Raw genomic sequence first — 13,449 nt, forward strand, 5'->3', positions numbered from 1 at the left:
ACGTTTTGATATTGGGAGATTTTTATGGATTCGATGTTGGGTCGAATTGTTGCAACCGTCCTTACCCTCATGGCTATCGGCGCTGCAGTCGTCTACATTCACGGCGGTTTTTCGTGGAACAAGAATGCCACCGTGGCGAGTGACATCACATGGGTTGTGACGAATGCGCGCACCCAGTTTTCGCAGAACAGCAACGGCTATACCAACTTCATAAACGGCAATCTGGCAGCGATGAACAACTCGGCCGTTTTCCCGCCGGACATGGTGCGCAACGGAGTGCTCATCGACGCGTGGGGTAACGACGTAACCGTCAGCAGCGCCGGGAATGCGTCTGAGGGTGTCATTGCGTTCGGCGGCGGTGGATCGGAAACCGTCGAGCAGTGCTCGAACGTCGTAACTACGCTCAGGGACTACGTGAGCCTGCAAGTCGGCGGAACGACGTTCACGCAAGCAACGTTGCCGGACTCTGTCTCGGCGGGCAATGCCTGTGGCAATGGCCTCACGATTACGTTGACGTTCCAGTAAGTGTCGAAGCGTCTGCGCAGATGATGCCGTCAAACAATATGTTGATCGCGAGGAGCGAGTAATGGTCGAAGTCGAGCAGCCCCTGGAATCATACCTGGGCGATATGTCGTTCTCCGACCTGTACCTCGAACCGAACGGACAGGCCTGGTACAAGACCAGCCCGTCTGACCGGGAGCGGCATGCGCTCGAATCCGGGGCACTCGAGGAATCGCGGGCCCTTCGTGAGCACCTGCAGAGCCATCGCACGGGGCTGGACTTCCGCACCGAGTGGCAAGGGGTCGCACTTCGTGTCCAGCGGATTGAGACCCTCGACGGGGACGTATATGTGGGCCGCCGTCTGCTGCCACGTCCGATCGCATGGAGCGAACTCGGCTACCCGCCACGCCTGCGCGATCAACTCATGACCGAGGCGTTCTCCAAGGGCGGTCTTGTGCTGTTTAGCGGTGGCACAGGCGATGGCAAGTCGATGTCCCAGGCATCGTGGCTGGTTCAGCGGCTTTGCACATTCGGCGGGACGGGCTGGACGATCGAGAATCCCGTGGAGATCGTGCTGCAGGGAAAGCACGGATCAGGGAAAGTCGTTGGCACGTGCTATCAGACAGAGATCCGCAGCGACGCAGAGTTTGGCCCTGAAATCCAGCGTCTGTTGCGCGCTGCGCCCAACGTGATCATGCTGGGTGAGATCCGCGCCCGAGACGCGGCAGCTCAAGCGATTCTTGCGGGTACAAGCGGACATCTTGTGTCTTCGACCATTCACGCGAACAACGTGACGACGGCGCTTGAGCGCACGAAAAACATGATGCGCGAGTCGGGGCTCGACACATCCATGATGGCCGATGCCCTGTCGGCGGTAATTCACCAGCGGCTTATGAGCATGCGTACGCCATCGGGAGAAAGGAGGATATTCCTCACCGTTACGCCCCTGATCATTGCCGGCGCACAGAACGAAACGTCGATCCGCGTGCATATACGTAAGGGCGACTTCTCGCAGCTTACTTCCGAAATCGAACGACAGAAACGCTTGATATGGGCCGCGGACGGAGGGCCGATCTGAATGGGCTTCGCCATTCTGCCGCTGATCGCCGTGCTGTTCTTCGTCGGTATTGAAGCGCAAACCGGGCAATTGGCCCTGTCGGTTGCCGGCGCGGGCGTGCAAGGCCGCATGGGCAACCTGGCGGCGATCTACGCCCAGGAAGCGGAAGTATTTGCGACCGCCTGTCAAAACGCAGCGTTCGCCATGCCTGGCCTCATCAGTTCAAGCATCACGGTCACGTTGCCCGCGGGTGTGCTCGTACCGAGCGGGGCGGTATGCATGACGACCTCTGCAGGCGGAGGGACCCGAAACATCTTCGCCTATACACCGGCGGTGCCAGGCGAGGCCGGTCAAGTGGTCTCGGATACGCAGTACAGCGCGGCCTGGTACCAGGTGCGGACCGCTGGACAGGCGGTTAACGTGGTCAGCAGTCTGACATCGGCGGTACCGGCGACGATCCCGACCAGATCACTGCTGAGCTGGTTGCAGGTCAACCCATAAGGAAGCGGGAAGATGGATGCAATTCTTGGGTACATAGTTGCGCTCACCCTATCGATGCTCGGCATCGTCGGCTTCATTCCATGGGCAAAGATGGGCGTCACCAATGTGCAGACCGCGGCTATCGCAAGCCAGCAGCTTATCGTTGACAAGGCTGTGTCGCTCTACGTGCAGGATAACGCGGCCGCTATCGCGGCGCAGACACCGCCAGTAACAATCACGATTGCGATGCTGACCACGGCCAACTATCTGCCGGCAGGCTTTTCGGCAACGAATTCGTATGGGCAAACCTGGGAGGCGCAGGTTCTGCAACCCACACCGGGCGAGCTGCAGACGCTTGTTACCTCGCAGGGCGGCCGGGCGATTACCAACACGCAGCAACTCGTCCAGATCGCTGCCCAGTCGGGTGCGCAAGGGGGATTCGTCCCGTACGCGAATCAGGCAGGGGACCCGACCATGACGCCGACCAACGCCTACGGGGCGTACGGTTCCTGGAAGCTCGCGCTGACCGGTTATACGAATCCCGGCAGCGGCCATCTGGCATCGTTGCTCGCGTTCAGCGGCGCGCAGGCCAACAGCAACTACCTCTACCGCGTCTCGGTCCCGGGCCAGCCGCAGTTGAATGACATGCAGACCGACCTGGGTCTGACCGATACGGGTGGTACCGCGCACAACATCACCGGGGTGGCCACCGCCACAGCGTCTACTTTTTCGGCAAACGGCGCCGGTGAACTGGATTCGGACCAGGGCGGTTCGCTGGAGCTGGGCGGCAACGCGAGTACCGCCGGGACAGGCACTCCGTATATCAACTTTCACCAGGCGGGCCAGGGCGTGCAGAACTACAACGTCCGCATGCAAAACGACGCCAACAATCACCTGACCATCAGCGCCGCGACAGCGAATGGGGCAGGGCTTCAGGTCAACGGAACGCTTCAGTTGGCGAATATCGCCAACAATGGTGCGTCTTGCGCGTCCAATGGTCTCGTTGCCGCTAATTCGGATGGCAGCGGACAGATGTTCTCGTGCGTGCGTGGCGCATGGACACCGATTGGCGGCACATGGGTGCGCATGGCGGTTAATGCGGTATCGAATGGCTCGGTTGTGCCGCAGCCAACCTGCTCGTCTCCCGGGGTGCCAAAGATTGAGCTTGCCGCGGAGAACTTCTTCGTGGACGACACAGCCACCGTCAATATGAGCGCAACCGCGAACGGATCGAACTGGGATATCTCGATCGTCGACGGTACCACGCCCACAGGTACGCCAATATCCGGACAGGCTCTTGCCGAAACATATTGTGAATTCTAAGGAATAAAACGATGAGACAACTGAGATTCGTACTGCTTATTATAACGATCGCGACGGGGTTATTTTCCGGCCATTCAGCCTTTGCGCAATCCGCTGCGGGGTGCGGGGCGGGCAATCAGGACTCGACGTGCCTCGGACGCGTGACGGCCACGCCGCAAACACCGCCAACATGCTCGACGGCAGCAGGCTGGACAACCGTGGTGCCTGCACAATGGATCGGCTCGCAATATTCCGCGCCGCAGTGTAACTACCAGGCACCTCCGTCGCCGTGTCCGGATGGCGATACAACAACCTCGCCGGCTTCATGGAACGGGAGCCAATGGGTCGATCCAGTATGCGCAGCACCTGCTCCGCCTTCTTGTCCGAGCGGATTTCAATGCGGCATGGACGGAAATCCCTATGCTGGTTTTATTGGGTACTGTGGGTACTCGTTCGATGGACTGGGCCGTAATGGACGTGTTACATGGAACACCCCCTATTTTCAATGTGCCACAACACTGGCCGGCGCATCCGCTCAAACCGGAAGACAACTCACAACCCAAGGATACTCTCCACAGACATGGTTTTACTTGCAGTTTGCCAACTCGAATACGTGCATAAACTGTACTGCTGAAACATACGCAGGAACGGCTGTTCCATCTGGCACAGTTTTGCAGGAAGTCTACTTGAATTTCAATTCAGGCTGGACTGGGGCGATCGTCTATCAGGGAACTCCCAGCAATCTCGTTAATACCGGGTATACCGCTCCCAACCCTCAGTCGTCTACATGGGTATTTTATTGCCCATCGACGTATCCGAATCTGAATTACGCAACCGTCGCAGCATATGCGGATAGCAATCCGTCGTTGATCGAGTGCTCGCATTAAATGGCACCTAAAGATAGAGGCCGGGAAGTGCGTGCGGCTCTTATGTGCTTCCCGGAATATTTTGACTTTGATGGAGAGAAACAATGAGGCGATGGAGATTCGCGCTGGTTGTCGTGACGCTTGTGACGGGGATATTTGCCGGTCATTCAGCCTTTGCTCAATCGGCGGCGGGATGCGGAGCGGGTAATCAGGACTCGACGTGTCTCGGACGCGTGACAGCTGCGCCGCAGACACCGCCGGCATGCTCGACAGCGGCAGGCTGGACGACCGTGGCGCCGGCGCAATGGATCGGTTCGCAATATTCGGCGCCGCAGTGTAACTACCAGGCGCCACCACCGCCGTGCCCAGACGGGGATACGACAACCTCTCCGGCTTCATGGAATGGGAGCGAATGGATCGGGCCTACCTGCGCAGCACCTCCTCCGCCTTCCTGCCCAAGCGGATTTCAATGCGCCGCGGACGGAAATCCGTATGCGTATTTGATCGGCTACTGCGGTGAGACCAAGCAGCGGACGATTCTGCATGTTACACAATACTGGTTTAGTTGCACGCCATCGATGGCTGGTGCGGTTCGAGTCATTCAGGAAGGTAACCTATATAACGGGAACGGAACAACTGACTATTGGAATACGCCAAGCTCTTTTATAAAAACCATCTATGAAGCGTGGACTAACAACGCCCCGTATGAAAACGCCCCTGGACCTGCGGGTACGGTCGTTCAAAGCGTCAGTATACTTTGGGGAAATATCATCTGGTCGCCAGGTGATTCGGGTTCAACCGCGAATTCATTCTTTGAGGGACAAGCGGGCAACGGGAGCAACGAAGGTTGGACTCTTGCTTGTCCGGCCGCCCATCCAACGATTAATTTCTCAACTGTCGCTGCATACGGCGAGAGCAACCCAGCGTTGATAGAGTGCCAGTGATGTGTATGAAGAGCGTCCTGCTAGGCGCTCAGACTGCCGACAAACTATGAGTTCAAAGCCTAGCCTTGCGCCGGGCTTTGTCGTTTATTGGGCATGCGAAGGTGGCGCACCCGCACTACGCGGATAACGGGCATCCAGCGTTTGATCCGGTGCTGGTGTTCCGGCCGCTGTTCGTCCGCTACATGTTCGAGGCGTGCGGCGAACGCGAGCTCGTACGAGAGGTTCGGGTCAACGTGGCCTACCGTTGGTTTGCACGGCTGCCCACAGCGACTCATCAGCGCACTGCGGATCTCGATTGCCCCAAAATTCGGGCCTTACGCCTTGATCTACCCAGCCCGAAAAATAAAATCCCACGCCCCCGAAAACGTAAGATTAGTCAGCAATCCGGGCTCCGCTGCGCACGCGGTTTTTTTCATATACGGATGGTTGCTCAAGCTGCGAGGTTGCCAACGCTCACCAACGCAACGCCCTTCACTCATAAAACCTCCGATGATGCCACCACGCCCGCCCATGAACCACCGTCCCGCGCAACGCATGGCGGATCGCACGCATCAAAACGGGCAGGGTATAACCCTTCTTTTCCATCAGATAGAACCCGACAATCGCCAGCAGTGCCGCGGCGAACGTCCATTTACGCGGATAGTAGAGGGCAATCAGAATCGGAAAATAGCCCCGCGCGTCAATACCCATAATGCGCGGCGTAAGCGACGCATCTCGCCAGATAGAGCGGCGTACTTTCATTCGTTGGATTCCCCCGCATAGCGCCGGAAGGCTTTCTCATCGATCAGTCCGCGATCGCGCAGATCGCGCAGGCCGGTCGTCATATCCTGCTTCTTGTCCGCCACAAGCTTGCGCAACAACGCACCCCATTGCGTATAGGGCATGTCGCTCATTTGCCGCTTGATCTCACTGTCGAAATAGAGGAATTCGCGCACTGCCACGCGGTTTCCGTCGAGCGTCGGCACGAGAATCTGCACGATGATCAGGCGCAGCGAGCCGAGAATCTTCGATGCGATGGCCGAATGCTGATCGGCGGGGAACACCTGGATGGCCCGGCTGATCGTCTCCGACACGCTTTCGGTGTGCATGGTCCCGTATGCGCCATGGCCCGTTAGCGCCGCTTCGACCATGGCGCCGATCGTTTCGGCGTCACGCGCCTCGCCGATGCCGATCAGCGTCGGCTTGCAGCGCATCGCATTGCGAATGCCTCGCGCGAAACTCGGAATATGCCGGCCGATCTGCATCTGGCGGATCTTCGGGCCTCTGTTTCTAACCTTGGTGAAAAGAAATTCGATCGGATCTTCGTAGAGAAGGATCTTCACATCGCCGTTGTTCTCCGAAACGTCGGCGTAGAACGACGACATCAGCGTGGTCTTTCCGGATCCGGTCGGACCGCAGATCAACACAAGGCCGCGCGGCTGAAACAGGTTTTCGCGGATACCGGCTGGCAGTTGCAGCGAATCGAGGGAGGGCGGCGACTCCGGTATGGTCCGCATGGTGATGGACAAGCCGTCCTCGGCGTCGCCAATCTGGGCGCCCGCGATATTGACGCGGTAGCGGCTCATGTCGCGCTCGATCACGAATCGATACGGGCGGTCGGCATCGTTGCCGCCCTTGATGACCCCGATCAGTTCGCTGCCGAACGAAACGGCGAGCAATGCCTTGATCTCCCCGTCCTTGATCGTGCGCTCAGTAAGGGCGACCTGACGGCCACGGATTTCTCCCCAGACCACATCACCAGTCTGGAACACGATATCGGACGAGCCGACGTTGCCGCAGTAGGCGAGAAACGCCTGCAGATCGTGGACGCCGAAGTTCGCTTCGAGTTTGAACGGTTCCGGTGTACTGATCATCGCGAAGCCTTCCTAGATCGCACGGTAGTGCAACTCCAGTGCGTCGGTCTTCAGCACGACGTCGGCGCGCCCGCCCAGTTGCGTGCCGATGTTTTCGAGTACCTGCACGAAGCTCGTATTCGTCGCATTGATCGAAATGGGCGCGGGAACAGGGCGCCCCATGACGGCAAACTTAAGCCCCTTCGCGTCGGCGATCTTGCGCAACACTTCGGGGGCATCACCCTGCCACTCGACGGTCACGAAATCCCCCGCGACAACGACGGTGCCAGTCTTGGGTACGACCGCCGAGATGCCTCCAGCACGGGAAATCTCCCCGAGCATGGCATCGATTCTATGAGCGGAGTCGTTTAGCTGTGTGTCGAGCATCTGGCCTGTTGCATCGACCGGCGCCGGCTGCGTCGCACAACCGGCAAAGCCGCAAGCCAATGCCGCAATAGCAATGCTCATAAATCGAATATGTTTAGCTCTATCTATCATATAGCCACACCCCGGCAATCGCTAAAATTCTGTATCAATTATAACATACGAAATATTCAGCGAGCAAGGTCTATAGCATGTCGGGAGGGGTATGGAGCCAAACGACGCATTGACGCTACAGGCTCACGTATGTGGCCCGTTCGACGCGGGAAGGCCGCTCGGCTTGTGCCCGGAGGCGAGTGCACACCGGGACCGCATATCCGAGACGAACCACTAAACCGATTACCGGCGTCCTCATTGCTATGTACCCATATAACAATTTGCATAGCCCAGGTCCTTCATGAGCACAGAGAACAGACATACCCTGCCGCCAACACAGCGGGCAGGTGTAAGCCATCAACATGAAAACTATTCGCAATGCATGAGGAATACTTCGCTCCAGGTCCATATGGAAACGCGCAATCGTTTGCGCAAGGAATTAACGCGCTCCGATCACGTAATAGATCAGGAAATATTGCTCATCTGCGTGGCGCCACTTGCGCCAGAACAATTAGAGTTACAAACAAAACGCATTGCATGCGCAGAAAAAATTGTTGCTTGATCTTCAGTTATCGCGCGAACGAGTCGATAACGCGCTTATCCGTTAGTCCATCCGCTTTCCCGTTCCCTTTTCGGAAATCAGGTGCCGTACCTCCCGCATCTTCGTAACAGAATGCAAGCGTGCTTGACCGCACCGAAATTGCTTGACAGGCAAAAATATAGGGCAAATAATTTGTGTACCGTTATAACGATATAGAACGAAGTCGGCCCTATGACCATCGACTCGAAGCCCCTTACGCTACTGAAAGCGTATCGAATAGTGAACAACCTGGATGCGAACAAGATCTGCGAGCTGGCCAGCATTTCGCGCTCTTACCTGACGAGGGTGGAGCAGGGGGCCACCCCCAGCGTGGAAATTGCTGCACGGCTGATACAGGTTTTGACTAACACTGAATGCGTTCGCACAGAACGGCGTTCGGTTACACCGACCAAAGTCGAATCGCTTGAGAGTGCGAAACGCCTGGTTGAGCGTGTCAAAGCGCTACATGCCGAATTCGCGCAGGAAGGTATCCGGGAAATACATTTGCTGTATCCGCAGCGCTATCAAGCCGGGGTGGACGATCATGGCTGCGCCTAACACGCATTCCACCGCGCCTGCGCGCGGGCCGTTCGAGGTTCATCCGGCCGTCAGGCTGCTGACTGAGACATTCCTCTATAAATTCAGTTGGCCGAAGTTGCTCGGCAGCAATCTCATTCTGGGAATTGCGCTACTGATATCCGTCACCGCCAACGTGGCGCTTGCATTAAGAAAAGCCGATCCGGTTTATTTCGCCGTCACGGCGGATGGACGAATCACCCGGCTTGCTCCGCTTTCGGAGCCGCTTGTTTCGCCGGAGGAGGTGGTCCAGTTCGCGCAGAACTGCGTAACGCGATCATTCTCACTCGACTTCGTGGCCGACCAGCTGCGCAACAAGCTCGAGTCGCTCCATGACTGCTATACGGACGAGGGCTTCCACGCACTGATGGCCGCCTTCGACAAAAGCAATCTGCTGACGAAGATTCGTGACGGCCGGCTCGTGTCCTCGGCAGTCGCAACCGGCGCGGGTGTGATTGCCGCGATCGATGCACACGACCCACGCGGCTACAAGTGGACGGTGCAGCAACCTATTTCAATCACGCTTGTGAATCAGACGGAGCGGCGCTCTTATAGCTTCATCATTGAAACGCACATTCAGCGCGTCCCGACTGTCGACAATCCCAAAGGCATTTCTACGACAGCACTTCAGATTATTGGCAACGGTCAAAATAATTAGGTGATGGCATGACTGACGGCTTCAAACCCCTTCCGACAGCAATCGAGATTGCTGAGGAGTCGAAGGACAAAGAGGGCGTGCATCCTCTTGCTAGTGTTGAAGGCACGGACTGGCACCACGAGTTCGAGCTAATCGATCCGTTCATCGCAACGCGCAAGGAACTGGAAGACCTTTGGCAAACCGCCCCGAATCGCCGCGCCCAGGATTGGCTGACTGGGATTATGGATACGCGCAAGATGTATGCGGTCGTCACTGGCAGTCCGTTCTAAGGTGAAACCCATGAGCAGTCTGCTCACCAGGACGCTGTGCCTGTTCGCGTTGCTCGGTGCGGCGCACATTGCCGACGCGCAAGTGGCGCGAGCATCCGATGCCGGCGACGCAGGAGCGAACGCCTATGGGGCCGGCTCGACCATGTCGAATCAGCGTGCGGGCGCGGAGATGCAGGGTGGCGGCGCGGCCGGGGGCGTTTATGCAAATCCGAACGCGCCCCAGCCGCTGCCTCCGCTCACGCAGACGAACGCCAATTACGATGCCGCCGTCAACATGGTCACGCCGCTTACGCCCGACCAGATCAGGGCGCTGCGCAAGCGTATCGACGCGGCCAAGCGCGCGGCATCGACAAATCCGACACGTCCGCCGAAGCCGGTCTATTCGGTCCAGACGGTAGATCTCTCGCCCGGCGCGCCGCCGCCGATCGTCCGCGTGAGCGACCTCGGCTCGGCTGTCACCTTCATCGACAGCGCCGGTGCACCGTGGGATATCGCCGAGGTGGACAACATGGCGAAGGGCCGCTTCGAGGTGCTCAGGCCGGTTCCAGGTGTGCCGACCATCACGATTACGGCGGACGGCAGCTACGTCGAAGGCGACGTGGCGGTTTTCCTGAAGGGCCTGCCGTTTCCGGTGGTCGTCAAGATGATCGCAGGACAGCGTGAAACCGATTATCGGCAGGATATCCGTATCCCACGCCGCGGTCCGAATACCGTAGAGGCAGCGCATGGCACGCCAGCGATCGATCTGCCGGGCGATAGCATGCAGTCGATTCTGGATGGCACAGACACGCCAGGCGCCAGGCCGATTCACATCGAAAACGGCCCGCCGGGGATGACGGCATGGGCGCTCGGTGACCACATCGTGCTGCGTACCAACCTGTTTCTCAGCGATCCGGCGTACTACGGTGCGGTCACGGGTGCTGACGGCACACATGTGTACGACATTCCGAAAACGCCGGTCGTGACGGTCAGCGATAACGGCATCAGCCGCAACATCATTCTGGATCTGGAGTAACGATGGCTAATGGCCCCCGGAAGCTGCACCCCGGTTTTCTGCGCAACGCAAAAGTGATCGGCGCGATCACCGTCCTCGCGATCGTGAGCGTGGCGGTCGCGTTCTTCGCGATGAAGCATCGCTCGGGCTCTGCCACCGAAACGGAGATTCCGTCCGTTACCGCACAAGGCGGCACACCGTCGCCGGAAACGCCGCACTACACGCAGACGTTGAACCGCGCCAATCAGGAGGGTCTCGCGCAGGCTCAGAAGACCGGCGCGACGTTCATCCCGGCTTTCTCCGACCGCAACGCGCAGATCGAGCAGGCGCTCGAGCAGCGGTCCGCATCGGCGCCGACGGCGCAGCGAATCGATTACCAGCATCCCAACGGCATGCCGGCCGGCCAGCAGGGCCAGACACAGTCATTGCCCGCGCTCCCGGCGCCGACGCAAGGCGTAACCATGGAGGTTCAGCAGTTGGTGAACCAGTGGGACAATCCACCCCAGTCGCAGGAAGTACTCGGATTGCAGAAGGAAGCGCTGGCCGCGGCGGCGTCCGGCGCTTCGGCCGCGGGTGCGGCCACGTCGGCCTCGACCTCGCAAACCGGCAAGACGCCGACGATCCGCGCCAGTGAAAAATACTATGCGCATCTGGAGAACGGCATCAATACGGATGCGCAATCCGACGTGCTTGCCGTGCTCGATCAGGGACCATGCAAAGGGGGCGAAATGATGGGTAGCGGCAAGCTCACGGGAGAAGAGGTGACGGCAGCGTTCACGACCCTGCAGTGCGAAGGCAAGTCGGTATCGATCAACGCCGTGGCGCTCAATGACCAGACGCTGAGCAATGCGCTGCCGGCCGATCTCGACCACCATCTCGTCGCCCGAGTCGCCGTGCCGGCGTTGCTCGGCGCGCTGGGCGCTGCGGGCGCCGTCTACAGCAATGCGGGCGCGACCGTTACGCAAGGTGCTCTGGGCACTACCACGACCGTGCAAAACCCAAACCCTACGCCGGCGCAGCTTGAAGGTGCGGCCGTTTCCGGTGGGATGACCGGTATTCAAGGGGTGATCCAGAAGGAAGTTTCCGCGATTCCCCCCGTGACAGGGCGAGTCGAGATGAACACGCCCTTGATCATTCTGTTCAAGTCGGACGTCGTCCTTCAATAAGGTAGCAACAGCTCCGAATAATTACGTATAATTAATTCGATACGAACTTAACCTGGCGATGACATGAGCGAACCCGATCACTTCTCGACTGTGCTTGACGTGGAGGCGCACGAACAGTTGCACGATCATTCCGGCGTCGGCGCGGAGTACGCCGGCGCCGACGGTTATGGGGATTTTCACGAGGACGAACCCAAGGTGTCCCGGAAGAAGCCCATCCCGACGCCGGTCCTGATCATTGGCGGGATGGTCGTTTTCATCGCCATTGGCGCGGGATATCAGCATTTCTTCGGCGCGAAGCCACAGGGCGAGATCATGACTGCGCCGCCGGCCAGTACATCTGCTGAGGCGGGCGGCATGATTGCTTCCAACAACGAGCCGGAGACCGCTTCCTTGCCATCCCCGGCTCGCAGCGGCGGGCTTGTGAGCGGCGCGGCAAGTCCGCCGCCTCTTCCCGTCGACATGCGGCCAGCCGCTTCCGAACCCGCCGGTCCCGTGCCTTCCGTCGAGAGCAGCCGGATGAGCCCGCAGCCGGTGGCCCCGCCGCCGATTGCACCGGCACAGGCACCGGTGGATCTGGGCGCTACCGCCGGCTCGCTGAACGCTACAGGAACGCCAATGACTGGCAACGCGGCCGCCGCACCTGCTGATGTAAGCACAACGGCCGCACCGGAAACCGCATCGTCGATGATCCCCGCCACGGGCGCCGGCACCAGCGCGCCCATTACGCCGGCAGCCGCCCCGGATCCAAAGGATGCCGAAATTGCGCAACTCAAGTCCGAGCTGAAAGAGGCGCAGGCGCACCACGGCGCGACGCCGAAGCACGCGCTCAAGCGGGTCGTGCGGGTCAGGCACGCCGTGGCGGCAAGCGATGCGGCCACTGCGGCCACCGCAGGAGACGCCGCGACCGCTCCGGGCGCAGCGAGCGATGCGGCCACTGCCGATGCGGCATCAGGCAGCGGCGCAACCAAGGTCGCATCGAATGCACGTCACGTCAGGCATCGCGTTCATGGCAAGCATGCGTCGCTCGCCATTCTGGCCGGTTACCGGATCAAGCAGGTTGTTCCCGGCCAGGGGTGGGTCGAGGACGAACAGACCGGAAAGCAGCAGGTTGTCTCGGTCGGCGACAAGATCGGTGATGCGCAAGTCACGAAAATTGATCCGGATACCTATCGTATCGTGACCACTTCGGGAGTGATTCAGTAATGGACCTCACCACCATCGTTACCAGTATCGCGTCTGACATCGTAGCGTTTCAGGCGCTGGCTCAGATGGTTGCGGTCGGCGTCGGCATTTTCTATTGCGCCGGTGCATTGCAGAACGCGATCAAAAAATCAGCATCGCCGGGTGCGGATATTAGCGGCCAGAGCATCTTCGCGTCGTTCTTCATCGGCGCACTGATTGTCAATTTTTCGGGTGCGATGGATAGCACCCTCGGCACCTTAGGTGAACCCGACACGCTGTATGGCGACGTGATTGCCTATATCGACACGACCGCGTCGGCCGGCGCCTTCGCACCCGCAATCACGGCCATTCTGACGATCGTTTCGACATTTGGCTGGTGGTACGCGCTCAAGGGCTGGACCATGTTACGCAAAGCCTCTAGTGGAGGCGGAGGAGGAGGGTACGAAGACTACGCCTGGAAAGGTTTCATTCACATCCTGGGGGGCGCGGCGCTGGTGAATATCAATTCCACGCTTGATGCTTTCCATGGAACGCTTGGTCTCAACTTACTATCTTAAGGAGCAAC

General features: G+C 59.1%; 15 protein-coding genes and 1 pseudogene. 13 read left to right on the top strand and 3 right to left on the bottom strand.

Features of this window, described 5'->3' with window-relative positions; genetic code table 11:
* Positions 1-24 precede the first annotated feature (24 nt).
* The 5 genes and pseudogenes from FFS45_RS08840 to FFS45_RS42110 all read left to right on the top strand — a co-directional run.
* Positions 25-525 carry a type 4 pilus major pilin gene (locus FFS45_RS08840; protein ID WP_137954248.1) on the top strand — a complete coding sequence of 167 codons (501 nt, stop codon included), beginning with the start codon at positions 25-27 and terminating at the stop codon, positions 523-525.
* A gap of 61 nt (positions 526-586) precedes the next feature.
* Positions 587-1,579: an ATPase, T2SS/T4P/T4SS family gene (locus FFS45_RS08845; protein ID WP_137954249.1), complete on the top strand. Its 993-nt coding sequence runs from the start codon at positions 587-589 to the stop codon at positions 1,577-1,579.
* On the top strand, positions 1,580-2,059 hold the full coding sequence (locus tag FFS45_RS08850) for a hypothetical protein (protein WP_137954250.1): 480 nt from the start codon (positions 1,580-1,582) through the stop codon (positions 2,057-2,059). It begins immediately after the preceding gene.
* Positions 2,060-2,071: 12 nt separating this feature from the next.
* Positions 2,072-3,361, top strand: coding sequence for a shufflon system plasmid conjugative transfer pilus tip adhesin PilV (gene pilV, locus FFS45_RS08855; protein WP_137954251.1), 1,290 nt, complete (start codon positions 2,072-2,074; stop codon positions 3,359-3,361).
* 1,887 nt (positions 3,362-5,248) lie between these two features.
* Positions 5,249-5,407: pseudogene (locus FFS45_RS42110) on the top strand (transposase); the annotation flags it as partial.
* A 214-nt stretch (positions 5,408-5,621) separates the two neighbouring features.
* Here FFS45_RS42110 and icmT read toward each other — a convergent pair.
* From icmT to FFS45_RS08870, 3 genes are read right to left on the bottom strand one after another with little or no spacing between them, the layout of a single operon-like run.
* Positions 5,622-5,891 carry an IcmT/TraK family protein gene (icmT, locus tag FFS45_RS42115; RefSeq protein ID WP_212745712.1) on the bottom strand — a complete coding sequence of 90 codons (270 nt, stop codon included), beginning with the start codon at positions 5,889-5,891 and terminating at the stop codon, positions 5,622-5,624.
* Positions 5,888-7,003, bottom strand: coding sequence for an ATPase, T2SS/T4P/T4SS family (locus FFS45_RS08865; protein ID WP_137954253.1), 1,116 nt, complete (start codon positions 7,001-7,003; stop codon positions 5,888-5,890). Before FFS45_RS08865 ends, icmT begins: the two co-directional genes overlap by 4 nt.
* Positions 7,004-7,015: 12 nt before the next feature.
* On the bottom strand, positions 7,016-7,450 hold the full coding sequence (locus FFS45_RS08870) for a DotD/TraH family lipoprotein (RefSeq protein ID WP_171029609.1): 435 nt from the start codon (positions 7,448-7,450) through the stop codon (positions 7,016-7,018).
* 310 nt (positions 7,451-7,760) lie between these two features.
* Here FFS45_RS08870 and FFS45_RS08875 point away from each other — a divergent pair, with 310 nt between their 5' ends.
* From FFS45_RS08875 to traQ, 8 genes are all read left to right on the top strand, one after another.
* A complete protein-coding gene (locus FFS45_RS08875) occupies positions 7,761-8,021 on the top strand; it encodes a hypothetical protein (RefSeq protein WP_137954255.1) in 261 nt (86 codons plus the stop codon).
* Between the two features lie 210 nt (positions 8,022-8,231).
* Positions 8,232-8,597, top strand: coding sequence for a helix-turn-helix transcriptional regulator (locus FFS45_RS08880; protein WP_137954256.1), 366 nt, complete (start codon positions 8,232-8,234; stop codon positions 8,595-8,597).
* The gene (locus tag FFS45_RS08885; protein WP_171029610.1) at positions 8,584-9,273 is read left to right on the top strand and encodes a DotI/IcmL family type IV secretion protein; all 690 of its coding nucleotides are present in this window, start codon (positions 8,584-8,586) and stop codon (positions 9,271-9,273) included. The genes FFS45_RS08880 and FFS45_RS08885 overlap by 14 nt, the downstream gene beginning before the upstream one ends.
* 8 nt (positions 9,274-9,281) lie before the next feature.
* The gene (locus tag FFS45_RS08890; RefSeq protein WP_137954258.1) at positions 9,282-9,542 is read left to right on the top strand and encodes a hypothetical protein; all 261 of its coding nucleotides are present in this window, start codon (positions 9,282-9,284) and stop codon (positions 9,540-9,542) included.
* A gap of 10 nt (positions 9,543-9,552) precedes the next feature.
* Positions 9,553-10,557 carry a DotH/IcmK family type IV secretion protein gene (locus FFS45_RS08895; protein WP_171029611.1) on the top strand — a complete coding sequence of 335 codons (1,005 nt, stop codon included), beginning with the start codon at positions 9,553-9,555 and terminating at the stop codon, positions 10,555-10,557.
* A 2-nt stretch (positions 10,558-10,559) separates the two neighbouring features.
* Positions 10,560-11,702: a DotG/IcmE/VirB10 family protein gene (locus FFS45_RS08900; protein ID WP_137954260.1), complete on the top strand. Its 1,143-nt coding sequence runs from the start codon at positions 10,560-10,562 to the stop codon at positions 11,700-11,702.
* 63 nt (positions 11,703-11,765) lie between these two features.
* A complete protein-coding gene (locus tag FFS45_RS08905) occupies positions 11,766-12,905 on the top strand; it encodes a hypothetical protein (protein ID WP_137954261.1) in 1,140 nt (379 codons plus the stop codon).
* Entirely contained in the window at positions 12,905-13,441 is a 537-nt protein-coding gene (gene traQ, locus FFS45_RS08910; protein ID WP_137954262.1) for a conjugal transfer protein TraQ, read from the top strand. The genes FFS45_RS08905 and traQ overlap by 1 nt, the downstream gene beginning before the upstream one ends.
* Positions 13,442-13,449: the final 8 nt, after the last annotated feature.

Origin of the sequence: Burkholderia sp. 4M9327F10 (genome assembly GCF_005503145.1) — a bacterium.
GTDB lineage: Bacteria > Pseudomonadota > Gammaproteobacteria > Burkholderiales > Burkholderiaceae > Paraburkholderia.

Bases quoted from the DNA above. Each gene is read 5' to 3' on its own strand.
- FFS45_RS08840 (WP_137954248.1), top strand. From the start codon at position 25: ATGGATTCGATGTTGGGTCGAATTGTTGCAACCGTCCTTACCCTCATG.
- FFS45_RS08845 (WP_137954249.1), top strand. From the start codon at position 587: ATGGTCGAAGTCGAGCAGCCCCTGGAATCATACCTGGGCGATATGTCG.
- FFS45_RS08850 (WP_137954250.1), top strand. From the start codon at position 1,580: ATGGGCTTCGCCATTCTGCCGCTGATCGCCGTGCTGTTCTTCGTCGGT.
- pilV (WP_137954251.1), top strand. From the start codon at position 2,072: ATGGATGCAATTCTTGGGTACATAGTTGCGCTCACCCTATCGATGCTC.
- icmT (WP_212745712.1), bottom strand. From the start codon at position 5,891: ATGAAAGTACGCCGCTCTATCTGGCGAGATGCGTCGCTTACGCCGCGC.
- FFS45_RS08865 (WP_137954253.1), bottom strand. From the start codon at position 7,003: ATGATCAGTACACCGGAACCGTTCAAACTCGAAGCGAACTTCGGCGTC.
- FFS45_RS08870 (WP_171029609.1), bottom strand. From the start codon at position 7,450: ATGAGCATTGCTATTGCGGCATTGGCTTGCGGCTTTGCCGGTTGTGCG.
- FFS45_RS08875 (WP_137954255.1), top strand. From the start codon at position 7,761: ATGAGCACAGAGAACAGACATACCCTGCCGCCAACACAGCGGGCAGGT.
- FFS45_RS08880 (WP_137954256.1), top strand. From the start codon at position 8,232: ATGACCATCGACTCGAAGCCCCTTACGCTACTGAAAGCGTATCGAATA.
- FFS45_RS08885 (WP_171029610.1), top strand. From the start codon at position 8,584: ATGGCTGCGCCTAACACGCATTCCACCGCGCCTGCGCGCGGGCCGTTC.
- FFS45_RS08890 (WP_137954258.1), top strand. From the start codon at position 9,282: ATGACTGACGGCTTCAAACCCCTTCCGACAGCAATCGAGATTGCTGAG.
- FFS45_RS08895 (WP_171029611.1), top strand. From the start codon at position 9,553: ATGAGCAGTCTGCTCACCAGGACGCTGTGCCTGTTCGCGTTGCTCGGT.
- FFS45_RS08900 (WP_137954260.1), top strand. From the start codon at position 10,560: ATGGCTAATGGCCCCCGGAAGCTGCACCCCGGTTTTCTGCGCAACGCA.
- FFS45_RS08905 (WP_137954261.1), top strand. From the start codon at position 11,766: ATGAGCGAACCCGATCACTTCTCGACTGTGCTTGACGTGGAGGCGCAC.
- traQ (WP_137954262.1), top strand. From the start codon at position 12,905: ATGGACCTCACCACCATCGTTACCAGTATCGCGTCTGACATCGTAGCG.